Source organism: Zunongwangia mangrovi, assembly GCF_900112105.1.
Classification (GTDB): Bacteria; Bacteroidota; Bacteroidia; order Flavobacteriales; family Flavobacteriaceae; genus Zunongwangia; species Zunongwangia mangrovi.
Window position 1 is genome coordinate 145,522 of the sequence record NZ_FOKV01000004.1, and the last position, 25,293, is coordinate 170,814.

24 protein-coding genes are annotated in these 25,293 nt (G+C 35.2%); 17 read left to right on the top strand and 7 right to left on the bottom strand.

Going from position 1 to position 25,293, the window contains the following annotated elements:
- Nucleotides 1-21 precede the first annotated feature (21 nt).
- The 8 genes from BM201_RS11070 to BM201_RS11105 all read left to right on the top strand — a co-directional run bounded on the left by BM201_RS11070 (nt 22) and on the right by BM201_RS11105 (nt 5,901).
- Nucleotides 22-600 (top strand): NUDIX domain-containing protein, encoded by a 579-nt coding sequence (locus tag BM201_RS11070; protein ID WP_092542607.1) that lies wholly within the window; start codon nt 22-24, stop codon nt 598-600.
- A gap of 506 nt (nt 601-1,106) precedes the next feature.
- Nucleotides 1,107-1,682 carry a pentapeptide repeat-containing protein gene (locus BM201_RS11075; protein ID WP_092542609.1) on the top strand — a complete coding sequence of 192 codons (576 nt, stop codon included), beginning with the start codon at nt 1,107-1,109 and terminating at the stop codon, nt 1,680-1,682.
- A 1-nt stretch (nt 1,683) separates the two neighbouring features.
- Nucleotides 1,684-2,595, top strand: a complete 912-nt coding sequence (locus BM201_RS11080; protein ID WP_175487027.1) for an aminotransferase class IV — start codon at nt 1,684-1,686, stop codon at nt 2,593-2,595.
- 28 nt (nt 2,596-2,623) lie between these two features.
- The gene (locus BM201_RS11085) at nt 2,624-3,352 is read left to right on the top strand and encodes a sulfotransferase-like domain-containing protein (protein WP_245758622.1); all 729 of its coding nucleotides are present in this window, start codon (nt 2,624-2,626) and stop codon (nt 3,350-3,352) included.
- Between the two features lie 50 nt (nt 3,353-3,402).
- Complete coding sequence (locus BM201_RS11090; protein WP_092542613.1) at nt 3,403-3,972, top strand: hypothetical protein; 570 nt, start codon at nt 3,403-3,405, stop codon at nt 3,970-3,972.
- Between the two features lie 2 nt (nt 3,973-3,974).
- On the top strand, nt 3,975-4,433 hold the full coding sequence (locus tag BM201_RS11095) for an iron chaperone (protein ID WP_092542615.1): 459 nt from the start codon (nt 3,975-3,977) through the stop codon (nt 4,431-4,433).
- A gap of 151 nt (nt 4,434-4,584) precedes the next feature.
- Complete coding sequence (locus BM201_RS11100) at nt 4,585-5,070, top strand: DUF4168 domain-containing protein (RefSeq protein ID WP_092542617.1); 486 nt, start codon at nt 4,585-4,587, stop codon at nt 5,068-5,070.
- Nucleotides 5,071-5,304: 234 nt separating this feature from the next.
- Nucleotides 5,305-5,901 (top strand): hypothetical protein, encoded by a 597-nt coding sequence (locus BM201_RS11105; protein ID WP_092542620.1) that lies wholly within the window; start codon nt 5,305-5,307, stop codon nt 5,899-5,901.
- Between the two features lie 2 nt (nt 5,902-5,903).
- On the opposite strand, the gene BM201_RS11110 is transcribed toward BM201_RS11105, so the two are convergent.
- On the bottom strand, nt 5,904-7,445 hold the full coding sequence (locus BM201_RS11110) for a GH3 family acyl-acid amido synthetase (RefSeq protein WP_092542622.1): 1,542 nt from the start codon (nt 7,443-7,445) through the stop codon (nt 5,904-5,906).
- A 249-nt stretch (nt 7,446-7,694) separates the two neighbouring features.
- On the opposite strand from BM201_RS11110, the gene BM201_RS11115 reads away from it, so the two are divergent.
- The 6 genes from BM201_RS11115 to yidC all read left to right on the top strand — a co-directional run bounded on the left by BM201_RS11115 (nt 7,695) and on the right by yidC (nt 13,670).
- Nucleotides 7,695-8,282 (top strand): carboxymuconolactone decarboxylase family protein, encoded by a 588-nt coding sequence (locus BM201_RS11115; RefSeq protein WP_092542624.1) that lies wholly within the window; start codon nt 7,695-7,697, stop codon nt 8,280-8,282.
- Between the two features lie 19 nt (nt 8,283-8,301).
- A complete protein-coding gene (locus tag BM201_RS11120; RefSeq protein WP_092542626.1) occupies nt 8,302-9,168 on the top strand; it encodes a histidine kinase in 867 nt (288 codons plus the stop codon).
- Nucleotides 9,165-9,533, top strand: coding sequence for a response regulator (locus tag BM201_RS11125; RefSeq protein ID WP_092542628.1), 369 nt, complete (start codon nt 9,165-9,167; stop codon nt 9,531-9,533). Before BM201_RS11120 ends, BM201_RS11125 begins: the two co-directional genes overlap by 4 nt.
- Nucleotides 9,534-9,690: 157 nt before the next feature.
- Nucleotides 9,691-9,924: a DUF3820 family protein gene (locus tag BM201_RS11130; RefSeq protein WP_092542630.1), complete on the top strand. Its 234-nt coding sequence runs from the start codon at nt 9,691-9,693 to the stop codon at nt 9,922-9,924.
- Nucleotides 9,925-10,081: 157 nt separating this feature from the next.
- Nucleotides 10,082-11,701, top strand: a complete 1,620-nt coding sequence (locus BM201_RS11135) for a CTP synthase (protein ID WP_092542632.1) — start codon at nt 10,082-10,084, stop codon at nt 11,699-11,701.
- A gap of 103 nt (nt 11,702-11,804) precedes the next feature.
- Entirely contained in the window at nt 11,805-13,670 is a 1,866-nt protein-coding gene (gene yidC / locus BM201_RS11140) for a membrane protein insertase YidC (protein WP_092542634.1), read from the top strand.
- Nucleotides 13,671-13,742: 72 nt separating this feature from the next.
- On the opposite strand, the gene BM201_RS11145 is transcribed toward yidC, so the two are convergent.
- Nucleotides 13,743-14,720, bottom strand: coding sequence for a fasciclin domain-containing protein (locus BM201_RS11145; protein ID WP_092542636.1), 978 nt, complete (start codon nt 14,718-14,720; stop codon nt 13,743-13,745).
- A gap of 68 nt (nt 14,721-14,788) precedes the next feature.
- Between BM201_RS11145 and BM201_RS11150 the strand changes: the two genes are divergently transcribed.
- From BM201_RS11150 to BM201_RS11160, 3 genes are all read left to right on the top strand, one after another.
- Complete coding sequence (locus BM201_RS11150; RefSeq protein ID WP_245758623.1) at nt 14,789-15,469, top strand: toxin-antitoxin system YwqK family antitoxin; 681 nt, start codon at nt 14,789-14,791, stop codon at nt 15,467-15,469.
- Between the two features lie 149 nt (nt 15,470-15,618).
- Nucleotides 15,619-16,806, top strand: a complete 1,188-nt coding sequence (gene mnmA / locus BM201_RS11155; protein ID WP_092542638.1) for a tRNA 2-thiouridine(34) synthase MnmA — start codon at nt 15,619-15,621, stop codon at nt 16,804-16,806.
- 21 nt (nt 16,807-16,827) lie between these two features.
- Nucleotides 16,828-17,775, top strand: a complete 948-nt coding sequence (locus BM201_RS11160; protein WP_092542640.1) for an NAD(P)H-dependent flavin oxidoreductase — start codon at nt 16,828-16,830, stop codon at nt 17,773-17,775.
- Here BM201_RS11160 and BM201_RS11165 read toward each other — a convergent pair.
- The 5 genes from BM201_RS11165 to guaA all read right to left on the bottom strand — a co-directional run bounded on the left by BM201_RS11165 (nt 17,772) and on the right by guaA (nt 25,087).
- Nucleotides 17,772-20,492, bottom strand: a complete 2,721-nt coding sequence (locus BM201_RS11165; protein ID WP_092542642.1) for a hypothetical protein — start codon at nt 20,490-20,492, stop codon at nt 17,772-17,774. The two genes, BM201_RS11160 and BM201_RS11165, sit on opposite strands and share 4 nt — an antisense overlap.
- 243 nt (nt 20,493-20,735) lie before the next feature.
- Entirely contained in the window at nt 20,736-20,999 is a 264-nt protein-coding gene (locus BM201_RS11170) for a hypothetical protein (protein ID WP_092542644.1), read from the bottom strand.
- A gap of 137 nt (nt 21,000-21,136) precedes the next feature.
- Nucleotides 21,137-21,535, bottom strand: a complete 399-nt coding sequence (locus BM201_RS11175) for an OsmC family protein (RefSeq protein ID WP_092542646.1) — start codon at nt 21,533-21,535, stop codon at nt 21,137-21,139.
- The gene (locus BM201_RS11180; RefSeq protein ID WP_245758624.1) at nt 21,495-23,519 is read right to left on the bottom strand and encodes a LysM peptidoglycan-binding domain-containing protein; all 2,025 of its coding nucleotides are present in this window, start codon (nt 23,517-23,519) and stop codon (nt 21,495-21,497) included. Before BM201_RS11180 ends, BM201_RS11175 begins: the two co-directional genes overlap by 41 nt.
- Nucleotides 23,520-23,557: 38 nt before the next feature.
- A complete protein-coding gene (guaA, locus tag BM201_RS11185) occupies nt 23,558-25,087 on the bottom strand; it encodes a glutamine-hydrolyzing GMP synthase (RefSeq protein WP_092542649.1) in 1,530 nt (509 codons plus the stop codon).
- Nucleotides 25,088-25,293 lie beyond the last annotated feature (206 nt).

A 25,293-nucleotide genomic window follows, 5' to 3' on the forward strand; every position in this document is an offset into this window, starting at 1 on the left:
TTTACCAGAAAAGTTGAGATCTTGAAGAAAATTGAAATTTTAGAAAAGAAAGTACTATCCAAAGAATGGGCAACACTAAATGAATACGTTTATAGTTTTGAACGTAAAGATGGCACCAAACAGATACATAACCGAGAAGTTTACGACAAGGGAGATGGTTCTGCAATCATTCTTTATAACAAACAAACCAATAAGATCATTTTAACTAGGCAATTCAGAATTCCTACCTATGTAAACGGAAATAATGATGGTTATATGATCGAAGCCTGTGCAGGGCTTTTAGATGGCCTTACTCCCGAAGAATGTGTCGTAAAAGAAACACAAGAAGAGACCGGGTATAAGATAGAAACGCCAAAAAGGCTATTCCATTCTTATATGGTAGCCGGTGCCGTAACAGAAATAATTTACTTCTTCGTTGCTCCTTACGATGAATCTATGAAAGTTGCAAAAGGTGGTGGTTTAGAAGACGAAGGTGAAGAAATCGAGGTTTTAGAGTATGATTTTGACGAAGCTTACAATATGATATTTACAGGCGAAATCATAGACGCCAAAACGATCATGCTCTTGCAACATATGAAAATCGAAAAAATAATGGATTAATTTTCGATTAGTTAAAAAATTGACTTCAAATTTTAGCTTTATAGTCGATATTAACATTTTTAGCATTATTTTTTCCAAAATTAGATATATATTGCGGTCATACCGAAAAATAACCCTAACCTAACTAATTATTGTTTCGAGCTTTAAGCTCCTAACCTAACCATCAAACCGGCCTTTTATGCCACGCATGAAAAAACAACGAATATTAGGAACTGTATCACTAATATTCGCACTGATTATTTTTGAATTAGATAGAAGCGGAGATCTTGTTTTGGTATCTGGAGCTCTTCTCGGCTTAGGTGTTAGCTTATTTTTTATTCCGCTTACTAAAAAAGCGCTCTAACTTTCCTTTTATAATTTAGTTTTACTAAATTTCCTCCTCAGTTTACAGAGCCGATTTTTGCGAGATCTTTGAGTATCTTTGTAGTTCTTTCGTAGAATAACATAAAAGATGATATTTCGCAATGCCTCTTTATTTCTGCCCAACCGGTTAACCAATTCTAAATATGACCAATAGAACTTATTGTGACGAAGAGGAGTTTGTAAATATAGATTTCCAAAAAACAAGTTTTAAAAAAGGGGATTATGAGTATTGCATTTTTAAAAACTGCAATTTCAATACTGTAAATCTATCGGCCGTAAGCTTTTCTGAATGTGAATTTGTGGATTGCGACTTCAGCAATGCAAACATTAAAAATGTACAATTCAATCAGATAAATTTCGAAAATTGTAAGCTTATAGGTTTAGGTTTTGATGGCTGTAACGATTTTTTACTTTCTTTTCAATTTCATCACTGCTCTTTAGATTTTTCTTCTTTTTACAATCTTAAGTTGAAGAATACTTTTTTTGAAAGTTGCTCACTAAAAGAAGTTGATTTTACAGAAGCCGATTTTTCAGAGTCAACATTTAGCAACTGTAACTTACAGGGAGCTATTTTCGAAAATACCAATCTCCAGAAATGTGATTTTAGATCGGCCACAAACTATAATATCCATCCCGCAGAAAATCAAATTTCTAAAGCCATTTTTGCTTCAGATAATTTAAGCGGACTACTACAAAGCTTCAATATAAAGATTGAATAATATGATCCACGGAACACACAATGCTATAGAAGATCCTAGAAATGCCAATATAAAGATCATGATAAACGATGAACTTTATGATCGACAGGATGCCAAAATATCTGTTTTTGACAGCGGTTATTTAGTTGGTGATGGTATTTGGGAGGCTTTTAGATTGCATAATGGTCATCTGGCATTTTCAGACATGCATCTAAATCGATTGTGGAGTGCTGCTGCCAGCGTTGGTATGAGCTTTCCTTTTAGCAAAAAAGAATTACTCGATAAAGTATGGAAAGTTATCCAGGCAAACAACATGCAGGATAATGTTCATGTTAGAGTTATGATTACTCGCGGTATTAAAAAAACGCCATCACAAGATCCAAGATTAACCATTAGTGGTCCTAATGTCGTCATTATTGCTGAACATAAAAAAGCAAGTGAAAACAGTAAAGAAAAAGGAATTACATTATTTACCAGCACTATAAGACGAGGAAGCCCAGATTATTTAGATCCACGTTTAAACTGCCATTCTAAACTTCATGAAGTTCAGGCATTGGTGCAGGCGATCGAAGGCGGCGCAGACGAGGCTCTTATGCTAGATATTAATGGTTTTGTGAGTACCTGTAACGCAACCAACTTTTTTATAGTACGTGATAATGAAGTTTGGACTTCTACCGGAGAATACTGCATGAACGGCATCACACGCCAAAATATTATTAGAGTTTGCGAAAAGCATAATGTGGCTTGTAGGCAGAAAAACTTTTCTTTATTTGATGTATACAGCGCAGACGAAGCTTTTGTTACCGGAACTTTTGGCGGACTCACACCAGTTACTAAAATCGATGGCCGTATTATTGGTAAAGGTATATACGGTGAGTTTACCAAAAAACTAAGCAATTTTTACGAGCTATTGATCGAAGAAGAATGCGCTTAGAAACACCTAATATTAGCAACTAACCAAGATGATTAAACCAGATATTAAAAGAATATGCCTTTGGTCCTGCCCTCGTAATATTTCTACGGCGACCATGTATTCTTTTGCTCAGCGTAGGGATACCAAAGTATATGACGAACCTCTTTATGGATATTATCTAAAAGAAACCAATGCCGCAGCTTATCATCCGGGAGCACAGGAAATTATTGATAGCATGGAATGTGACGGAAATAAAGTTGTAGAGATGATGCTCTCTAACACAGAAAAACCTGTGCTATTTTTTAAGAATATGACGCATCATCTATTGAATCTTGACACTTCTTTTCTTAAAGAGGTAACAAACGTATTACTTACTAGAGATCCCAGGGATATGATTCCATCTTTCCACCAAGTGATCAAAAATCCAACGATGCAGGATGTTGGCTATTTAGCACATACTGAAATTTTAAAAGAACTGGATAAATTAAATGCTGAAACTATCGTCCTGGATTCTACTGAAACCTTAAAGGATCCTGAAGCTAAACTCAAAAAGCTATGTGATTTTATAGGAATTCCATTTGAAGAAAATATGTTACACTGGGAATCGGGGCCATTACCAGAAGATGGAGTTTGGGCACCACATTGGTATAATAATGTACATAATTCTACCGGTTTCAATAAATATGAACCAAAAGAAAAAGAAGTTCCAAAGCAATTAAAACCCCTTTTAGAAAAATGTATTCCGCATTACGAAGTTTTAAAACAACGCTCAATTTAGATAATTTCAGAAATAATTATATTTGAAATTCGCTCGCTAACTTAATAAACATGCAAGAACGTTTAGACATCATCAATATTTTCAGATTTAATAAAAAGGAAATAGACGATTATGATAAGAAAATTAAAAGACTAAAAAGATGGTCTTATTTTATCCTTTTTTACTGTGTACTTGCATGGTCGCTTATTCTTATTACAATTGTTTTGGATATTACTACCAATACTACGCTTTTGGTATGGACAGAAGCTGGTGTTTTGGTAATGATGGCGATCGTTGCTTTAACTTTTTGCTCGAAGATACTGAGCCAAATTCAATTGATTAAACACGAAAAATTTCTTCTGAAAAAACCCAAGATCAACTCAACAAATAATGAGGATTTCAAAAAACTAGTAAAAAAGGCAAATCTTAGATTTTATCCTGAAGTTCCCTTAGCAGTACTGGGAATTATCGTTTTTATTGCGGCGGTACTTATCACCGGTTTTAAGGATATGGCATATAGCGCTATGATTTGGGAATATGCTAAGATCGTAATTGTACTCTTCTTTTTGATCGAAGTTGTTTCTATCTTTAAACTACAAAAAGATTTAAAAGAAAACATTAGTAAAGCCGAATCTTCATAAGGATGAAAAATGATTCTCTAACACCAGATGATTATATATCGAATCTGCCAGAAGATAGGCAGCTAAAACTGCAGAAGTTAAGAGAAGTTATAAAACAAAATCTTCCTAAAGGCTTTGAAGAAACCATGAATTACGGCATGATAGGCTATGTTGTGCCACACTCAATATACCCAGATGGATATCATTGCGATCCTTCGATGCCACTTCCTTTTATAAATATTGCCTCTCAAAAAAATCATATCACCGTATATCACCTTGGGATGTACGCCCAGCCTAAACTTTTAGAATGGTTTTTGGATGAGTTTAAAAAATTTAGTCCAAAAAAGCCGAATATGGGTAAAAGCTGTATTCGATTTAGTAAGACACAGGAAATTCCGTATCAATTAATTGGAGACTTGGCATCAAAATTGAAACCTTTAGAATGGATTGCGATATACGAGTCGCAAACAAGGAAAAAGTAGGCTTATTGTCTATAGGTCGGGATTTAACATCGTAAAGTTGAAGGCTGTTAAAACCCTCTAAAATTCTAGATTCTTAACAAAATTTGTTTTGAAGGCCAACGATTAAATTATAGGTTTACGGGATATTAATTAAAGAAAAACGACAAAATTTATGTTTAAGTCTAAAAAAATTGCAGGTTTACTATTTGTTTTTGCCCTAGTAACAGGTTCGGCTGCGATAGCTCAAAACTCTACAATGCAGCAACAGCAAACAGTAGATGTAGATGTAAGTGATGCAGAACTTTCTAAATTTGCCAAAGCATATCAAGGATTAAGAATGATGAACCAACAGGTAAATCAAAAAATGATGAAAACTGTACAGGACGGTGGTTTAGAAGTGCAACGTTTTAACGAAATTCACCAGGCTAGTCAGGATCCTAATAAAGAAGTAGAAGCTAGTGAAGAAGAATTAGAAAAGCACAAAACAATTCTTACTGAAATTGAAAGTATGCAGGGTGATTTTCAGAAAAAAATGGAAACCACAATTAAAGATCAGGGATTAACTGTAGAAAGATACCAAAAACTGGCAATGGCATTACAGTCTGATCAAGAATTACAAACACGTTTACAAAAAATGATGCAACAGGGACAAGGATAAAACCCAATGCAACTTTTAAGATATAAAGCAGCAATTAAAATTGCTGCTTTTTTTATGAATGAATTTGAAAGAACTCTTCAATTTTAAATGCAATTTAACAGCTACTCTTTTTAACAAATCTCAGCTTTACGTAAATTGAATTAAAATAAAATTGTGAAGTCACAAATAATCAAGATCACATATATTCTCTTTGCATTATGCTGTATCTTCCCCAGGATTTGTGAAGCCCAAGACATGAAGCAGAAAGACAGTTTAAAATTTACTAATAAGGAAGTACCAGATATTATTTGGCGTGAAGCTTACGTAGCACTCTCCCATTATCCCGAATTAAAGGACACACCTATAACTTTTAGGTTTAAAAATAATATTAAAAAGTCCTTTATGCAGGCGCAACCCAGCTTTTCTGGAATTTTCAAAAATCGTAAGAAAAGAGGGTATTTTGTGTTTATAAATAAAGAAATAAAAATTGAAGACGAAGTTTTTACCGTTACTGATGCTCCAAAAGACGTTATAATTGGTTGGATTGGCCACGAGCTTGGTCATATTATGGATTACAGAAATCGTAGCGGAATAAATATGCTTTGGTTTGGTGTAAAATATCTTACTTCGCACAATTATATTCGCGAAGCTGAAAGAGCCGCAGATACTTACGCGGTAAATCACGGACTTGGTAAATACATCATTGCGACCAAAGATTTCATTCTAAATCAATCTGATCTTTCTGAAAAATATAAGAATAGAATAAAGAAGCTCTACTTATCTCAAGAAGAGATCGTAGAGCTTGTCGAAGATCTTGACGAACTTGAAGAAGAAGCCAAGAAAAAAGACTAAAACTAATATTTGTTAGATTTCAGCTCTTTTTCAACAAATGCTTCAAATTCAGCAAACTTTTCTTCGTCCATTACCTTTTCCATTTTTACCTGTCCGCCTTTCTTTTTATTTGCGCCACTCCATTCAGGAAAAATTACTGGAGGCACTACAGTTACCTTAACTCCTTTTAAAGCCTTACTTCTGGCAACCCCGTAATTTTTATTTGCATCTTTAAGACTCTGGTCTAAAGCCTCGGCAAGTTCTTCTTCTGATGCCGACGTTTCTGTACCCAAATACCATGAATGATAAAATTCTCCATCTTCAAAACGTTTAGCTGCGATGGTAAACTCTGGAATCTTGATATCAAATTTCTCTTCTAGCTCCTGAACAGCATCATTCATTTTATTTACTGAAAGTTGAGATCCCACTACATTCAGAAAAAATTTGGTTCTTCCGGTAATTCGTATCTCGTATTTTTCTTTATTGGTAAATTTAATGGTATCACCTATAATATATCGCCATGTACCAGAAACTGTACTAATTAAGAGCACATAATCCTTTTCTTCTTCCACCTCGGTTAAAGGAACCACTGGCGCATCATCGGTTAAAGATCCATCCTGATTTATATAATCTGGCTCAAACGGAACAAATTCAAAATAAATACCGTTATCTAGTATTAATTTCATGCTATGCGTATCTGGACGCTCTTGTAACGCCAAAAAGCCTTCTGAAGCTAAATAAGTATCGATTACCTGTACAGGTTTTCCTAATAACGCATTAAAACTTTTTTCGTAAGGTTCAAAAGCGACTCCACCGCTGGCATAAACCTGAAGGTTTGGCCAAACATCATGAATATTATCAACTTTATGATATTCGATTACTTTCTTCATCATTAATTCCATCCACGATGGGATACCACTTAAAGCACCTATATCCCAGTTTTTCGCATTTTTCACGATTCTTTCTACACGCTTATCCCAATCTTCTATCTTCGCGATCTCTTCGCCGGGTTTGTAATAACTTCTAAACCAAAATGGAATATTACTAGCGCTAATTCCGCTAATTTCACCTTCTTCATGATCACCTTCATGCTGTAGATCTGTAGAACTACCAAGCATCATGATCTCTTTTTCGAAAAACTCTGGTTCTAATTCGAAATTCGATAAAGCACCAACTTGTTTTATACCGGCATTTCTAATGCTTTCTACCATTTCGTCTGTCACAGGAATTCGTTTACTGGACTTCCCGGTAGTTCCAGAGCTTAATGCGAAGTAATGAGGTTTACCCGGCCAGGTAATATCTTCTGCTCCCTCATGTATTTGTGACCACCAGCGCTCGTTTAGCTTATTGTAATCAAAATAAGGAATACTTTCAGCAAATGCTTCTGCCATATTATCTGATGATAATATTTCAGAGAATTTATAGAATTTTCCAAAGGCGGTATCCTTTGCTTTTTCTAATAAATTTTTAAGTACATCTTGTTGTGCTTTTACAGCATCTGGTTCAGAAACAATAGTATCTCTTAAATCTATAAGACCTTTAATAATCGATCCTCTAATAGCCATTTTTTGGTCGTTTTTATTTGAGATGGAAGATACTCAAATCTCGAATTTCCACGTTCCAAAATGATTTCATTTATATAATTTTTAACGCTAAATGACATTATAATCAGTCATCTAACCAATTTCTCATTATGAATCATAAATAATTGCAAATGTTTTCTAACCTATAGCAATTTTAATTTATTTTTTTGTTTATTTTGCCTGTTGATTATTACGGCCCTAAAAAAATATTAATTAAGTACCCTACATTTTATGAGTACAACTACTACACAGAAACCTTCAAGGTATCCTATGGTTTCTTACGAAGAAGCTTCAGAAGAAGTTAAATCGATTTATGACGATACCAAAAAAACCCTACAACTACCGTTTGTTTTAAACTGGTTTAAATGCCAGGGTGGCAACGCGACACTCTTAGAAGGAAACTGGAACAAATTGAAAAACACCTTAATGAAAGGTGATGTTCCTAACGTTTTAAAGCAGCTTATTATTTATAACGTATCAAAATCCAGAGGCTGCAACTATTGCTCGCATGCACACGGGATTTTTGCTGATAGTATGAGTTCTATGATCTCTGAAGAAGAAGGTTTTAAAGCTACAGAAAATATTGATTCTCCATCAATGCCGGCAAGTTATAGAAAAGCGGTCACTATCGTGACAAAAGCAGCTTTGCAGCACAGTGAAATTTCTGACGAAGATTTTGCTGAACTTGAAGCCGTTGGATTTTCCAGCGCTGAAATTCAGGAATTAATGGCACAGGCAGATTTGGTAAATATGCTAAACACCATTGCAGATGTTTCTGGAATTAAAATTGATAACGAACTTTTAGAAACTCCGGAATAAACATCGGTGATTTGCTTTAATGTCATCTATTCAAAATAACGTATCACAATTATATAGAATAACCTACGAGGCTTATTCTAAGTTTGCTAACGGAATTAATGGATGTACAAGTTTTCCTGAGATAGGAAAAGTAGTTGAAAAGCATTTAAAGTATATCTTAAACTTTCATGTCATTAAACTGCTTATTGAGAAAGATAATATTCTTTTTGAGTATTCTTTATGCGGAAGTGACATTTGGTTTAAACAAAAGAAACTGGAAGATTTAAGCCAGGAAGAATTAAATCTTGCTAAAACAGGTATTCCCATAAGAACAAGTAATATCCCCAAGGATATTGCAGATGGTAGATTAGATATTTCTAAACTTAAAAATCCACAATTATGGGCATGGCTTTTTAATAAAGATGATCACAAAATGATCGTTTCTTTAGTCGCCGATGAAAACCGTGTTTTTACCAGTAGAGATATTGAAATATTAAAACTGGCTGCAGACTGTTTTGATGCTAAGTTTAAAGAGTTAAATCTTAAAAGAGAATTAGCAAAGAAAAACAGAATCCTGGAAGGTGCACTTACCACGATTCAGGATCAAAATGCAGAAATTAGTAAGATCAATAAAAATCAAAAAAAGATAATTCGAAAAAGAACTGAAGAGATCTTAAAAAAGAATGAAAAACTTTTAAAGATCTCTGTACTTAATGCTCATAACGTAAAAGAGCCATTATCCAGAATCCAGGGAATTATTGAGTTATTTGATATAATGGACGATCAAAGTTGCAGAGAAGAATTGTTACCAAGGTTAAAATCTTCTGTGGACGAAATGGATGTGATCGTAAGAGAAGTAATAGAAATGGCTTCTAAAGAATTAATAGAATTAAAAGCAAAAGAATGACCCCAATTATCTTAGTTGATGATCAACCCATCGCTAATTTTATTACCAAGAAATTATTGGAAATAGAAGGTTATAAAGAAAATGTAAAAGATTATACAGACGCTTTAAGTGCCTTTGAAAATATAAAAGCTGAAGCTTCTGCAATTATCTTTTTAGATCTTAACATGCCGGTAATGTCTGGATGGGATTTTTTAGAGGAAATGAAAAAATTTGGTCTTTCCCATAAAACTATTATTCTTTCGTCGAGCACCAGCGAATTGGATATTGAAAAAGCAAAACAGTATCCATGCGTGATCGATTATGTGGTAAAACCACTTAATAAGATGAAATTCAACAAAATATCAAGTTATTTAAAAGCTGGATAAAATTGAACCTTTTATATAGTAAACTACCTCAGGGCAAGCCCTTGAGGCATTTTTTTGAAAACCGTCTTTGTATCGAGGCAAGCCTCGGAGCATTTAATCTCGATTATCGAGTAAAGCCACAAAGCTAATCTTAACTTTGTGGCTTTATTTTTTCAATATGAATAGCAATCAGGAAGAGTTATTAAAATTGGCTTATACCAAAATGCCATTTGGTAAGTATAAAGACTGGTATTTATCAGATATTCCAGAACCCTACTATGTGTGGTTCAATAAAAAAGGTTTTCCTGCGGGCAAATTTGGAGATCAGCTACGACAGGTGCACGAACTAAAAGTAAACGGAATGGAGTTTTTGCTGAAAGAAATTAGAAAAAGATATCCTAGAAATCGCTAATTTCAATCCTATATAAAGTAAAATTTCTTCTAAAACATTAGATTTAAATAGACTTAAAGAAAGCTTAAATATTAGCCTTTAAATTTAGCTGCTTTTTCTATTCTTCTTCGTAATTTAGCGCCCTGAATAATTGGAACGCTTCAAACACTCTTTTAAAATGGCCGAAACCAAGTATATATTTGTTACCGGTGGCGTTTCCTCTTCTTTAGGAAAAGGGATAATCGCAGCATCTTTAGCAAAATTATTACAAGCTCGTGGCTTTAGAACCACTATTCAGAAACTAGATCCCTACATCAATGTAGATCCGGGAACTCTAAATCCATACGAACATGGCGAATGTTATGTGACTGAAGATGGAGCAGAAACAGATCTTGATCTTGGCCATTACGAGCGATTTTTAAATGTAAACACTTCTCAGGCAAATAACGTGACTACTGGTAGAATCTACCAAAGTGTGATCGAAAAAGAGCGCCGTGGAGAATTCTTAGGAAAAACCGTACAAGTTGTACCGCATATCACGAACGAAATAAAAGAACGTATCCAGATTCTTGGTAAAAAGAAGGAATATGATATAGTGATTACTGAAATTGGTGGTACTGTTGGCGACATCGAGTCTTTACCATACATTGAAGCAGTTCGCCAATTAAAATGGGAATTGGGAGATGAAAATGCATTGGTTATTCATCTAACTTTAGTTCCATTTTTATCGGCTGCAGGAGAGCTTAAAACCAAGCCTACCCAACATAGTGTAAAAACGTTGATGGAAAGCGGACTTAAAGCTGATATCCTGGTTTGTAGAACAGAGCACGAACTATCAGACGATATTCGACGAAAACTAGCTATATTTTGTAATGTTAGGCAAGAAGCTGTAATCCAGTCTATCGACGCACCTACCATTTATGATGTGCCAAATTTAATGCTGAAGGAAGGTTTAGACACCGTTACGCTAAAGAAATTAGATCTTCCAGACGAAATTACGCCTAATCTAGAACAGTGGAATAAATTCTTAGATCGCCATAAAAATCCAAAAGCCGAGATTAGAATCGGTCTTATCGGAAAATATGTTGAACTTCAGGATTCTTACAAATCTATCTTAGAAGCCTTTATTCATGCTGGTGCAGAGAATGAAGTTAAAGTTGTTGTAGAAAGTATTCATTCAGAATTTATAAATGAGAATACCATCAAAAACAAAATTTCGCATTTAGATGGTGTTTTAGTTGCTCCAGGTTTTGGGGAACGTGGTATTGAAGGAAAAATCGACGCGGTACAGTTTGCCCGAGAAAATAAATTACCATTCCTTGGGATTTGTTTAGGTATGCAAATGGCAGTAATCGAATTTGCTCGAAATGTACTTCAGCTAAAAGGTGCCAATTCTACAGAGATGGATCAATCTACCAAGCATCCCGTGATCGACATTATGGAAGAGCAAAAGAATATTACCCATATGGGTGGTACAATGCGTCTTGGTGCTTGGGATTGTCACTTAAAAGAAGGATCTGCAATTCATGAGGTTTATGGTAAGGCAGATATTAAAGAGAGACATAGACATCGCTACGAATACAACAACAAATACAAAGAGCAGTTAGAAAAAGCAGGAATGCTAAGCACAGGAATAAACCCTGAAACAGGACTTGTAGAAGTTGTAGAGCTTAAAGACCATCCATGGTTTGTAGGCGTTCAATATCACCCAGAATATAAAAGTACGGTAGCAAGTCCTCATCCATTATTCGTGGCCTTTGTAAAAGCTGCTTACGAACACTCAAAAAAGAAAGCATAATGCCAGTTTGGCACTAAATCTAATATTGGTCATTTTTTTGACTAATTAAAAAGACATCAAATAAAACCCTTTTTAGGGATTTAAGACTTTAGGACAATATAGAATGGAAGAAAAGAAGATTGATATCCAATCCATCATTGGATTTATTTTAATTGGGGGAATTTTAATCTGGATGTTGTACACCAATAGTTTGGGACAACCAGAGGAAGAAACTAACACTCCTGCAACTACTGAGCAGATTACCTCTCCCGCAAATTCAAATCAGCAATTAGCAAATCAAAATAACTCAACTGCGCCAGCAACAGATTCAGCATCTATTGCACAGGCACAAAGCAGACTTGGAGCTTTTGGTTACTCGGCTACATTAGCTTCTGCAGAAGATAATACAACCGTTATAGAAAATGATGTATTGCGCTTAGAAGTTGCTAATAAAGGTGGTTATATCGAAGAAGCTGTTTTAAAGAATTATAAAACATACGATTCGATTCCTGTTTATCTGGTTAAGGATGGAAATGCAAAATTCAATCTAAACTTTACCACTACAGATGGTAGAACTTTAGATACTGAAAATCTATATTTTGAGCCAAGTATTTCCCAAAGTGGAGACGATCAGGTATTATCAATGAAATTAAAGGTTTCTGAAACCGAATTTCTGGAATACCGTTATGCAATTAAGCCTGGCGATTATATGATGGATTTTAATATAAGATCACAAGGTCTTGCCAGTACTTTTAATTCTTCACAGCCTATTAATCTAAACTGGAAATTAAAAGGCTTCCGCCATTCCAAAAGTATTTCTTATGAAAATAAGTATACTGTTTTGGCTTACGAATACGAAGGAGATAAATACGATGATCTTGGACATGGTGACGATGAAGAAACCGATGAAGATATCTCTTATATCGCTTTTAAACAGCACTTTTTCAGTTCTATTTTATTAACGGACACTCCGTTTAAAAATGCTCGATTCGAATCAAATAATCTAGTTGAAGACGAAGAAGTTGATACTACATTTACTAAAGCTTTTGCTACCAATTTACCTTTAGAGCTTCAAGGCGGTGAGTTAAATTATAATATGAATTGGTACTACGGGCCAACAGATTATAAGCTTCTTAAAGAATATGATAGAAACCTTGATGAAATCGTACCACTAGGATGGGGAATCTTTGGATGGATCAATAAATATGTTTTCATTCCTTTCTTTGCATTTTTAAGTGGTTTCTTACCAAGCTACGGTCTAGCGATCATTGTAATGACCATAGTAGTAAGAATTGTACTTTCTCCTGTTACTTATAAATCGTATCTATCTCAGGCAAAAATGAAGGTTTTACGTCCTGAAATTAACGAGATCAACGAGAAGTATAAGGATAATGCGATGAAAAAGCAGCAGGAAACTATGAAGCTGTACAGTAAAGCAGGTGCCAGCCCAATGAGTGGATGTTTGCCAGCTTTAATGCAGATTCCTATTTTCTATGCGTTATTCCAATTCTTCCCAAGTGCATTTCAGTTAAGACAAAAGAACTTTCTTTGGGCAGACGATTTATCAAGTTATGATGTTATTGCAGAGTTACCATTCCACATTCCGTTTTATGGTGATCACGTAAGTTTGTTCCCAATTTTGGCCTCTGTAGCAATATTCATCTACATGCAAATGACCACGGGACAAAGCATGCAGGCGAACCAACAACCAGGGATGCCAAACATGAAGTTTTTAATGTACCTCTCTCCTATCATGATGTTATTCTTCTTTAACAACTACGCGAGTGGGTTATCATTATACTACTTTACATCTAACTTAATTACTATCGGGATTATGTTAGTGATCAAAAACGTGATCGTAGATGAAGATAAGATCCATGCGAAAATCCAGGCAAACAAGGCAAAACCTAAAAAGCAGAATAGGTTTACCAGAAAAATGCAGGAAATGATGGAGCAGGCTGAAGAACAGCAAAAACGAAATAAAAAATAATTATATTGAAATTATATAAAAAAAGCCATTCGATCTGAATGGCTTTTTTTATACCTTATATTTCTGAAAAATTTATTCTTTAATTATCCGATCTACTTCCTGGATAACTCCATTTACTGCCTGAATGTTTGGTGTAACGATCGTAATTATTTCCTCATTCTGTAATTGAATTTTTGGGCCGTCATTTTCAAAAAACTTCAGGATTGCTCCGCTATTTGTAGTCACTTGCAGCGTATCTTCAATGGCATCTGTTCTTAAATTTTCCTGTGGAATAACATGATGATCGATAATTGCCTGTAACTCCGTTTGAGGAATATCAGCAATTTCAGCATAATTATTTTCAGCTAAATATGTAGCCACAGCATCTTCTGAAGCTTGAAGAATAGTATAAACGACATCTTCAGATTCTAAAATATCCAAATAATCTTCAGCACTATATTCAGCCAAAATACTAGCAAAACTTTGGTTAGAGTTTTGTTGACTCACCAATAAAAAATCGCTTATACTTGGTAGTGACAAAAATGTAGAAATTGGATTTAAATAACCATTATCCAATAAAATATCACCCTGAGCTAGCACAACTTCAGCTTCATTATTAATAAAAAAACTATCATCTGCAGTGGCGGTATACATACTAAGTAATCGATTCGATGCATTCCCAACGCCTAAACTACGAATATAGCCATCTGGAAATTCGCTCAATGTACTTGCACCGGGCTGAATGTGATACCTTAGATAATTTTCTAATTCATCTAAAGGAACATCATTGATGTTAGTATAATTTTTTTCTGAAAGAAAACTATTAAAAGCAGCATTATTGGGTGCAAAAATGGTATGCTGCTGTGTGGTAATATTTAAAACCGAATCTAAGCTGGTCCTATTTAAAGCCGTGGCTAAAACCGAATAATTTGAGTTATTAAAAATAAAATTATTTATGGTGTTATCGGGAATAATCACGTCTCCAGGATCATCTGAAGTTCCACAAGAGAAAAGCAAGCTGCAAAAAATAAAAATTAGTACGATCTTTGCTAATTTCAGAATAAATTTCATCAATTTTAGTTTTATATAAAGACTAAAATAAGCAGAGATTTATTAATATTTGTGTAATATCTGTTAATATGAAAATAGACAAAATCATGAGCCTTTCTAATTTTTCAATAAAAAGCCTTGCAGTTAAAATTGCATGTTTTAGCTTAACATTTTTAGCTTTTCAAAGTATAAATGCACAGGAAGGTCCAAATTTAACCGATGCACAGGGTAAAAGACACGGCGAATGGAAAGTGAACTTTCCGGGTAGTACTCAAACAAAATTCGAAGGGACTTTTAATCATGGTAAAGAAACCGGGAAATTTAAATTCTTTAAAAAAGGTTACGAAAAACATCCAAGCGCCATCATGAATTTTGATACCGGCAGTGATTCTATAGCTGTAAAATATTATACTCAAAAAGGTGATGTTATTAGCGAAGGAATGATGCTGAATAAAAAGAGAGCTGGCAAATGGACGACCTACCACAACCAAAGTGACCAAATAATGATGACCGAATATTACAAAAATGATGTTTTAAACGGCCTGCAAACCACCTACTTCAAAAACGGAAAACTTGGCGAAAAAACAAATTATGTAAATGGCATAAAAGATGGCAGCAGCCAGATCTATGCTGATAACGGACAACTACTACAGGATCTTAATTATGAAAACGGAGAATTAGACGGCCATCAAACCTATTATAAACCCGATGGCAGTTTAGTTGCTGAAGGAGATTATAAAAACGGAAGACGAATTGAAGACCAAAACTAATTCTAAAAATTAGTACCAAATTCATCGATTATCGATACAATTTTCAAGGTGGCTTTCGCCACCTTTTTTTATTTCGTAATTTTACACACTTTATTTCGACTTTATAAAAGATCAGGTTAAAATAGCATGATCGATCAAGTTTAAATTCTATGAAAAAAGTTGTAGTAGGACTCTCGGGAGGTGTAGATAGTAGTGTTTCAGCCTATCTTTTAAAAGAACAGGGCTACGAGGTTATTGGGTTGTTTATGAAGAACTGGCATGACGATTCGGTGACCATTTCAGATGAATGCCCATGGCTAGAAGATAGCAATGATGCGATGATCGTTGCAGAAAAATTAGGAATTCCTTTTCAAACGGTAGATCTAAGCGAACAATACAAGGAGCGTATCGTAGATTATATGTTTAACGAATACGAACGTGGTAGAACGCCAAATCCAGACGTTTTATGTAATCGTGAGATCAAATTCGACGTTTTTATGAAGATCGCCCTTTCTTTAGGCGCAGATTATGTGGCGACCGGCCATTACTGCCGAAAGGGAGAGATCGAAAAAGATGGGAAAAAGATCTATCAACTTCTATCGGGAAAAGACAATAATAAAGATCAATCTTACTTTTTATGTCAGCTTACCCAGGAACAGCTTTCAAAAACGCTCTTCCCTATTGGCGAGCTTCAAAAATCTGAAGTACGTAGAATTGCTGCGGAACAGGAATTGGTAACAGCAGATAAGAAAGATTCACAGGGACTTTGCTTTATTGGAAAAGTACGATTACCCGATTTTCTTCAGCAAAAATTAAAACCGAAAGAAGGTAATATTGTTGAAATAAAATCTGATATCGAAACCTACAATATCGATACTCCTGAATTTGATTCTAAAATTGAAGAATTAAAATTTCTTGCGCAAAAGCACCAATATCAGCCAAATGACGGAAAAGTTGTTGGGAGACATCAAGGTGCCCATTATTTCACTAAAGGACAGCGTAAAGGTTTGGCCGTTGGCGGAACTCCAGAGCCTCTTTTTGTGATCGACACCGATGTTGAAGAAAACGTAATTTATACAGGACAGGGAAAAAATCACCCTGGAATTTATCGAAAAGCGCTTTTTATCAATGCAGATGAAGTGCATTGGGTGAGAAAGGATCTTAGTTTGCAAGCAGATGAAACCTTAAAGCTAAAAGCAAGAATTAGATATCGCCAGCCTTTACAGGATGCAATTTTACACCAAACTGAACAAGGAATGTACATTGTTTTTGAAACTCCGCAAGCCTCTATTACAGAAGGTCAGTTTGTTGCCTGGTATGATGGCGAAGAGTTATTAGGATCTGGTGTAATTTCTTAAATTGCAGGAAACAAATCTGCAATGTCTACCAATAATAGGATTACCAAACTTTTCAATATAAAATATCCACTTATCCAGGCCGGAATGGTCTGGGCAAGTGGCTGGAAACTGGCAAGTGCTGTTAGTAATGCTGGCGGACTCGGGATTATTGGTGCAGGATCTATGTATCCTGAAGTACTTAAAGAACACCTCTTAAAATTTAAAAAAGCAACCAATAAACCTTTTGCAGTAAATGTGCCTATGCTCTATCCTAACGTGGAAGAGATCATGCAAATAATTATTGAAGAGAAAGTACCTATCGTTTTTACTTCTGCCGGAAATCCAAAAACCTGGACAAAATTTCTACAAGATCATGGCATTACTGTAGTACACGTTGTGAGTAGTGTAAAGTTTGCCTTAAAGTCTCAGCAAGCCGGTGTTGATGCTGTAGTTGCTGAAGGTTTTGAAGCCGGTGGCCATAATGGCCGGGATGAAACCACAAGCTTTACCCTTATCCCAATGGTAAAAGAAAAGTTGGATATTCCTCTTATTGCAGCAGGCGGAATTGCTACCGGGCGCGGGATGCTGGCGGCTATGGTTTTAGGCGCCGATGCCGTACAAATTGGTAGTAGGTTTGTGGCTTCAAATGAAGCTTCTTCGCATATCAGTTTTAAAGAAATGGTGGTGAACGCACAGGAAGGTGACACCAAATTGACTTTAAAAGAACTGGCTCCTGTTCGCTTGCTTAAAAATAAATTTTTCGACGATATTCAAGAATTGTATGCCAAAAATTCTTCAAAAGAAGAATTGCAACAACTTCTAGGGCGCGCCCGCGCTAAAAAAGGAATGTTCGAAGGCGATCTGGTTGAAGGTGAACTCGAGATTGGTCAAATTTCAGGATTAATTAAAAATATCAAACCTGCTGCAGATATTGTAACCGAGATTATCGAAGAATTTGAAAAAGTTAAATCACAGATAAATCAGTTTTAATTAGCCGCATCGACATTTCTTTGCTTTACAGGATAAGAGATCTCGTGATACCCAATTTTACCATTTGGCGTGATTACTTCTACAACAACCAAAACTACTTCTACGTTATCTGGATTATAAAAAGAAATCTGGGATGTTTCTCCATTTTCGAGTTTCACTTGTGGCTCCCAAAACACCACGCTTCTTAAGTCTGGCTCCTCACTTTCCAAACGTTCTTTGTTTGCATAATTTGGCTGATAAAATTCTTTTTCGGGTGAATAACCTTTTATGGTAGTTCGTAAAATGCCTTTAGGCTTTTGAGCTCCAAAGATTCCCTTTTTACCATGTGTATAGATTGAAATAACATCTCCTGTTGGTGGAATTTCCATCGGACTCACAAAAGGATAGGCTTGTTGGTAGAGTCGGTTAAAATGTTTTGCAAAACGTATAATTTCAACACTTTTTACTTCACTTGGTGGAATATTAGGAATTAGTGGATAATTAAGGTTGTTCACCACCTTCCCATCCATCATTAAAATGGTAGTTCCGCCGCCACCCAGAACTTTAGCTTGCAAATCGCCACCCGGTTCCTGGATATCACGCTGAATTCTAATATCATCTGGAAAATTGAACATTAATACGCTGTAAAGCCCAAAAGACCAATCTTTCTCTTTCTCCTGAATTTTCTTACCATCGATCACAACATCTGGTTTACCGGCAAGATCTGCTGTTTTTTGTCGCTCCTCGGTCATTTTATATGCTTCCAGTACAACTTCGTCTAATTGGGTAACTCCTTCGGCTAATTCATAAGAAAACTGCTTTTGCTGCTGGCGCTGTTCGTAATTCACAATTTCAGTATAAACACTATCTGGCTTTTCGATTGTTAATCGCTTTTCAAATACTACAGGTAACTTCAAAGGATCTCGAATCTGGATATCAAAATTTCTTTTATTTCCACCTTTCTTACTTTGTATCACGATCTCTCGAGTTTCTTCTTCCAGAAAATCAATATTAAAAATAAACCTTCCTAGGCTATCTGTTTGAAAAGTTTGCACTACCGGTTCGTCACCTAGTGCCATAAAAGACAATTCTACGTTTTCTTTAGGTTTATTAAAAATAGTGCTGTTTACCTTTCCATCTATTGCTAAAACCGGTTCTTCAGGATAATTAAAATGAATTCTTGTGGTATCATATTTATAATTACGCCAACCCTGGGTAAGCAAAAGCGCATCAAGATCGCGTAAACGATAATTATCATCTCGATTAAAATATAAACCGGGATTTTCTATTTTACCGCGAAGCTCAGAGCTTAGATAAAAAAAAGGCAAAATAGAATTACGCTTTTTCTGATTTGAACCTAAAGGATCTTGTGCAAGTGCCAAAATCGATAACTCTGCATCCACAGGTTTTCCTGTACTATCCCTAACCTGAATATTCAGCATAGTTTTTTCTCTGGAAGTATATTCATCTTTATTTGTTGTGACTTCGATCGAAAGTGGTTCTTTTCCAAGATCATTATAATATAAACGCTCGGCCACTGGTTGTTCATCTTTATCAATTAGGGTAAAGCAAACAATTCCGTTAGGAAATCCCTTTGAAGGTAAAGCCGTATAAAATTTCCCATCTTTTACTGGGCCTACAATATCAAAAAGTTGAACACCTCTAAAACTGGCACGGATAATCAAAGAATCTACATTTTGTGTAGTAGAGGCTATTAGACTAATTCTATCTCCTGTTCTTCTTGCTGAAATGATACTGCCTTTTTTTGATACTTCTGGTAATTGATACACTGAAGTATTTCCATCGATATTGGTAATTTTAGCTATATATTTTTCTGAAGATTTAGGGTTTAAAACGGCAACTCCCATTCCGAGTTTATTTGTTTTGAACCTAGTGACGGTATCTTCCTTTTCATTCAGAATAACACCTTCAGTATAAATTCCTTCTCCTTTAAAATCTAGTGCTTTTATTCCTAAAAAATTGGTGCTTCCAGATAAAAGAATTCCGCTTTCTGGCAATATTTGGAGGTCGATCTTGCTTTCATCCAAACTTATGGTTTTGCCAGAGGTAAATCCATTTTCAGTAAGCATCCTAATGCCCACAAAGTCTGGCTTATCTTCTAACTTATAGCTGAGCTTGTATTTTCCATCGTTCTCTTTTATCTCTATAGAATCTTGCTTAGCAGCGTTAAAATCTAAACCAACTAATATTTTGCGCTTTTGAAGGCTATCTAATTCTTTAGGGTAAAAAAAGGCTTCAAGAAAAAATTTTCCTTCTCTGTCTACAATATTGATATTCTGAATAACATTTTCTTCTTTAGGCAAATTAGGAAAGATTCTAAAATATTTCGAAAAAATAAAGTCATCGTCGAAGTTACGGTTCCATCTGGTATAAGCCCTTATTTTGTATAATCCGGCGGGCATTTTTTTGGGAATCTCGAAATGATTATGGCCACTACCGTCCACAATTTTTACAAGTTTCTGATTTATTATTTGTTTTTCTGGTCCTATAAGATCTACATGCAAAACTCCAGATCGTTTAGATGGTTTATGATCTACGGCATTAATTACTAAAGCTTTAAACCATATTGTACTTCCTGCTGCATAATTTTCCCGATCAAATTGCAGATAAATCTTTTCAGCATAAGCAGCTTTAGAAAGCACTCGCTCATCCTGAGCAAATCCTATTTTTAAAAAGGCTAAAAAGATGATTAAGAATAAGTAGTTTTTTGATTGCATAGCAAATGAAGCTTGGGTTTGATGACTAACCTGAAATAAAAACTTTGATAAACGGATTAGCTTATCTCATTCAATTTAAAATTTCTTGAAATAAATTATATTCCCACCTAAAATCATAGTCAATTCACTTACAATTTATTACAATTAAAAACAGTCTCAAAACACCTAGCCGAAAATCGATAAAATCGACCGGTATTTTTGAGACTGAAATTTGAAGTTATTCTAAAGCTAGAAGATAACTTTCTAATAGTTTTGAGAAGCTATTCCGGTTAAAAAGGCCATTCCGCCGAGGAATACGAAGAATACTATAAAAAGTACGATCATTACTACATAAAGTAGCAACATACCTTTTGCCCAATTCCTACGCGTATAATTAAGGTCGCTTCCAAAAGCCCATACTAAAAGCATTATTATTCCTATAAATGGTAATCCTGCTACAAAGATGTATAGAGCCCATTTTTGGGGAGTTATTAAATTTGGTTGTTCCGGTTGATTGTAAACTTCCATGGTCTTTAGATTAGGTAAATTAATATATCCTGCAAGCTAATCAAAAAACTAAAATTTATAGTCGAAGTAGTTAGATAAAAAAAACGCCTCATTCAATTAGAACGAGGCGTTGATATAATTTTATATAAAATTAAATATTACACTACAAATCGAATATCTTTTTCAATATCTGGATGCAAACTATATAAAACAGGACAGGTTTTAGCTGCGTTTTCTAGTATTTTCATCTCTTTATCCTCATACTTTTTTGGCAAACTTAGCACCACTTCGATCTTTGAAATTCTTCGAGGTTCAGCAGCCATAGTCTTAGTGACTTCAGCAGTGGTCCCTTCTATAGAAATTCCCATAGCTTCCGCTTTTATTCCCATAATGGTAAGCATACAGGTGGCTAAAGCAGTTGCAACTGTATCTGTAGGAGAAAAAGATTCTCCCTTCCCATGATTATCTACCGGGGCATCTGTTAAAATTTTAGTTCCGCTTTGCAGGTGTTCTGCTTCAGTCCTTAAACTCCCTAAATATGTTACTTTGGCTGTCATCGGCTATTTGTAAAGTTAAATCTGGATTTATTTGAAGAATATAAACCGCTTTGTTTCTAAAACCGCCACCAGGCTGTGGTTCGTATAAAAATTTGTTCTCGTTATATTCAGTAAAGCCATTAAAATCATTGAAGGAAGCATAAATATCTTCTGAAGCTCCCAGGCGAAGTAAAACATCCATCGTTAGATCATAACCTCTTACCGCATATTGATTAGGTGTTACCCCGAATTCTTCTTCGTACTTTCTTATAAAATCTTCAGAAACTTCAATATTATATTCTTTATCTACAGATGGATAGTGAAAATATAGTTTTCCAAGATCTTCATTCGAAATACTTTCATTATCGTAGCTATCGTTTTTATTGGTAGTGAATAATGTGATATCCAACTCTTCTCTTAGCAATCTGTTTGATGCTGAAACGGTGCTGCTAATTACCCCTACGCTGCTAGATTCTAAGATCACCCAGTTTTGTGCTGCTGGTAAAAGTGCATTTTTTAAACTTTCTTCTGAAACATAACCATCTACGGCATTTACCGTTCTTGCCGCTGGAAAAATCTGATTCAGTTTATTTTTAATCTCAAAAGATTTAGCATCTGCAACAATGATGATATTTTTACCTTCGCCAAATTTCTGAAGATACTCTAACATTGTATTGCTCATCTCCTGCTGAGTAGGACGGGCGATAAATAAGTTATTACCACCGCGCATTTCTTTATCTGAAAGCGGAGTAAATACCGGGATATTTCTGTTTCTTAAACGCTGTGCTACAGCTTCTGTAGTAGATTGAAGCAAGGGACCAATAACCGCATCTACATTGCTGAAGTTATTCGTATTGATAATATTTGCTACTTCTGAAGCATTTCTTTTGGTGTCGTAAATTTTAGCCTGTGTAGAAATCCCAAGTTCCTTAGCATCTTCTATCGCTAATTTAGCACCACTATAAAAATCAAGACTTATTCTTAAAACACGATCATCTAAAACTGCATTGTCGTAATCTGGTGTCCCAATAGAGTCTACAGCCACATTATCTAAACTGTATGGTAACATAAAAACCAAATTCTTCGGACTAAAATTAGACAATGAATCTTTTAAATTCAGTTTCTTTCCCTGTAATTCTTCAGCTTCGCTACTTAGTGTTGGTTCTAACCAATCTTCTGGATCCTGCTCTTCTGGGTTTGGGACTTTTAGAACCATTCCCCATTCTAATCCTTCTTTTTCTACAATTGGATTAAGCGCTAAAATAGAGTCCTGAGTTACGTGAAAACGTTGCGCTAAACCAAATAAAGTTTCTTGTGGTTTTACTTCGTAGAACTTGAAGTTCTTATCTAAAAGCACCACAGGGTCTGGAGAAACATTGGTTCCCACCCTAAGCATAATACCAGGCTGTAAAACATCTACTGTGGGATTTAAAGCTTCTAATTCTTTTACCGTTAAACCATATTTTCTGGCGATGCCAAATTTGGTTTCTTTTGGTAAGACAACATGCTCTCTAACTTCGTTTTTGTCAAATTCCTGACGAATTTCTTCTTTAGAAGTATTATTAGGTTTTGCGACTACACGATCTAATTTCCTAAAAACAGGAATACGAATAGTCTCTCCTTTTTGAAGTTCTTTAGAATATAAATGCTTGTTATAACGTTTAATATCGTCAACTTCAACATTGTATTGCTGTGATAGCCGAAATAGATTTTCTTTCTTTTTTACGGTGTGCTCTTTAAATTCAATCGGATCTAAACTTGGTGAACCAATTTTAGCTGGCATTCCTTTGTCTTTTTTAGCTAAAGGAATTACCAGCTTAGAAGATTCGTCGATACCATTTTTTGCATCGGGATTATATTTGTAAATATCATCTTCAGAAATATTATAATCCTTAGAAATACTGTAAACAGTCTCTCCTTTCTTAACTGTATGATATTTAAATTCCTGCGAAGAAGCAGAAACACTCATCATACAAAAGAAGCAAATTAAAAAAAGGTATCTCATTTTATTGAATTTTAGACTTTATAGGTGCTATACAAATTCTATTCCCATTCGATCGTCGCCGGTGGTTTAGAACTTATATCATACACTACCCTATTAACGCCTTTTACTCTATTTATTATTGTATTCGAAGTTTTTTGTAAAAATTTGTAAGGTAAATTTACCCAATCTGCCGTCATCCCATCTGTAGACTCAACAGCTCTTAAGGCAACAACCTGCTCGTAAGTACGCTCATCTCCCATAACTCCTACAGATTGTACTGGCAGTAAAATAGCACCAGCCTGCCAAACGTGATCATAAAGTCCCCAGTCTCTTAATCCCTGGATAAAAACATGATCTACTTCCTGTAATATTCTAACTTTTTCTGCCGTGATATCTCCAAGTATTCTAATCGCTAAACCTGGCCCCGGGAATGGGTGACGTCCCAATAAGGTTTTATCAATCCCTAACTCGGCACCAACGCGTCTTACCTCATCTTTGAATAACATTCGTAAAGGCTCAACAACTTTAAGTTTCATAAAGTCTGGTAAACCACCTACATTATGATGTGATTTTATAGTTACTGAAGGACCATTAACTGAGATCGATTCGATAACATCTGGATAAATAGTTCCCTGTGCTAAATAAGTTACGTCTTTTATTTCGTGCGCCTCATCATCAAAAACTTCAATAAAAGTGTTTCCTATCGCTTTTCTTTTTAATTCTGGATCGCTAACACCTGCTAAAGCATCAAGAAAACGTGCAGAAGAATCTACTCCTTTTACGTTTAATCCCATGTCTTTATATTGATGAAGAACGTCTTCGAATTCATTTTTACGAAGCAAACCGTTATTTACAAAAATACAATACAGGTTCTTACCAATCGCCTTATGTAAAAGCATCGCTGCTACTGTAGAATCTACACCACCACTAAGTCCTAAAACAACTTTGTCCTCACCAATCTTCTCTTTTAACTCGGCTACAGTTAGATCTACAAATGCACCTGGCGTCCAGCTTTGTTCTACACCAGCAATATGCACTAAAAAGTTTTCTAATAATTGTTTACCATCTGTAGAGTGATAAACTTCTGGGTGAAACTGAATCGCAAAAGTCTCTTCTCCCTCTATACGATAAGCTGCGTTTAGTACATCTGTTGTACTGGCTAGCCTAACCGCGTTTTCTGGCAATTCTTTTATCGTATCACTATGGCTCATCCAAACCTGAGAATTCTCTTTGATATTATCAAAAAGTGGCTCGGCATCTTTTATTACAGATAAATTGGCTCTACCATATTCTCTGGTTTCAGAAGGTTCTACCTTACCGCCGTGAAAATGTGCCAGGTACTGCGCACCATAGCAAACCGCCAGCATTGGTAATTTACCTCTAATTTGAGACAGATCAGGGTGAGGAGCATCTTCTGCTCTTACTGAAAACGGACTTCCTGAAAGGACAACCGCTTTAAAGCCTGAAAGGTCTTGTGGAACTTTGTGAAAAGGGTGAATTTCGCAGTAAATGTTCAATTCTCTTACGCGTCTTGCAATCAATTGCGTATACTGCGAACCGAAGTCTAAGATGAGTACGTTATTTTGCATGCGCAAAATTAAGAATTTGAGCTAAAAATAAAATACAAACCACAATTATTTTCCAGTTATTAGTCTACCTGCAAAATATCAGCTTTTCGCCAGACTATTATCATATCTTTTCTTAAACTATAATTAAAGTTTATTTTTTGATCTTTATACTATTCTCCCCATTAAGTCTAAACTTCAAGTTGCTTTTTTCCAATTTTATTATTTTA

Coding starts and splice junctions, on each gene's coding strand:
- BM201_RS11100 (WP_092542617.1), top strand. CDS start 4,585: ATGTTTAAGTCTAAAAAAATTGCAGGTTTACTATTTGTTTTTGCCCTA.
- BM201_RS11160 (WP_092542640.1), top strand. CDS start 16,828: ATGTCTACCAATAATAGGATTACCAAACTTTTCAATATAAAATATCCA.
- BM201_RS11180 (WP_245758624.1), bottom strand. CDS start 23,519: ATGAGATACCTTTTTTTAATTTGCTTCTTTTGTATGATGAGTGTTTCT.
- BM201_RS11170 (WP_092542644.1), bottom strand. CDS start 20,999: ATGGAAGTTTACAATCAACCGGAACAACCAAATTTAATAACTCCCCAA.
- yidC (WP_092542634.1), top strand. CDS start 11,805: ATGGAAGAAAAGAAGATTGATATCCAATCCATCATTGGATTTATTTTA.
- BM201_RS11095 (WP_092542615.1), top strand. CDS start 3,975: ATGAAAAATGATTCTCTAACACCAGATGATTATATATCGAATCTGCCA.
- BM201_RS11120 (WP_092542626.1), top strand. CDS start 8,302: ATGTCATCTATTCAAAATAACGTATCACAATTATATAGAATAACCTAC.
- BM201_RS11130 (WP_092542630.1), top strand. CDS start 9,691: ATGAATAGCAATCAGGAAGAGTTATTAAAATTGGCTTATACCAAAATG.
- BM201_RS11075 (WP_092542609.1), top strand. CDS start 1,107: ATGACCAATAGAACTTATTGTGACGAAGAGGAGTTTGTAAATATAGAT.
- mnmA (WP_092542638.1), top strand. CDS start 15,619: ATGAAAAAAGTTGTAGTAGGACTCTCGGGAGGTGTAGATAGTAGTGTT.
- BM201_RS11090 (WP_092542613.1), top strand. CDS start 3,403: ATGCAAGAACGTTTAGACATCATCAATATTTTCAGATTTAATAAAAAG.
- BM201_RS11085 (WP_245758622.1), top strand. CDS start 2,624: ATGATTAAACCAGATATTAAAAGAATATGCCTTTGGTCCTGCCCTCGT.
- BM201_RS11105 (WP_092542620.1), top strand. CDS start 5,305: ATGAAGCAGAAAGACAGTTTAAAATTTACTAATAAGGAAGTACCAGAT.
- BM201_RS11125 (WP_092542628.1), top strand. CDS start 9,165: ATGACCCCAATTATCTTAGTTGATGATCAACCCATCGCTAATTTTATT.
- BM201_RS11110 (WP_092542622.1), bottom strand. CDS start 7,445: ATGGCTATTAGAGGATCGATTATTAAAGGTCTTATAGATTTAAGAGAT.
- BM201_RS11080 (WP_175487027.1), top strand. CDS start 1,684: ATGATCCACGGAACACACAATGCTATAGAAGATCCTAGAAATGCCAAT.
- guaA (WP_092542649.1), bottom strand. CDS start 25,087: ATGCAAAATAACGTACTCATCTTAGACTTCGGTTCGCAGTATACGCAA.
- BM201_RS11135 (WP_092542632.1), top strand. CDS start 10,082: ATGGCCGAAACCAAGTATATATTTGTTACCGGTGGCGTTTCCTCTTCT.
- BM201_RS11175 (WP_092542646.1), bottom strand. CDS start 21,535: ATGACAGCCAAAGTAACATATTTAGGGAGTTTAAGGACTGAAGCAGAA.
- BM201_RS11150 (WP_245758623.1), top strand. CDS start 14,789: ATGAAAATAGACAAAATCATGAGCCTTTCTAATTTTTCAATAAAAAGC.
- BM201_RS11145 (WP_092542636.1), bottom strand. CDS start 14,720: ATGAAATTTATTCTGAAATTAGCAAAGATCGTACTAATTTTTATTTTT.
- BM201_RS11115 (WP_092542624.1), top strand. CDS start 7,695: ATGAGTACAACTACTACACAGAAACCTTCAAGGTATCCTATGGTTTCT.
- BM201_RS11165 (WP_092542642.1), bottom strand. CDS start 20,492: ATGCAATCAAAAAACTACTTATTCTTAATCATCTTTTTAGCCTTTTTA.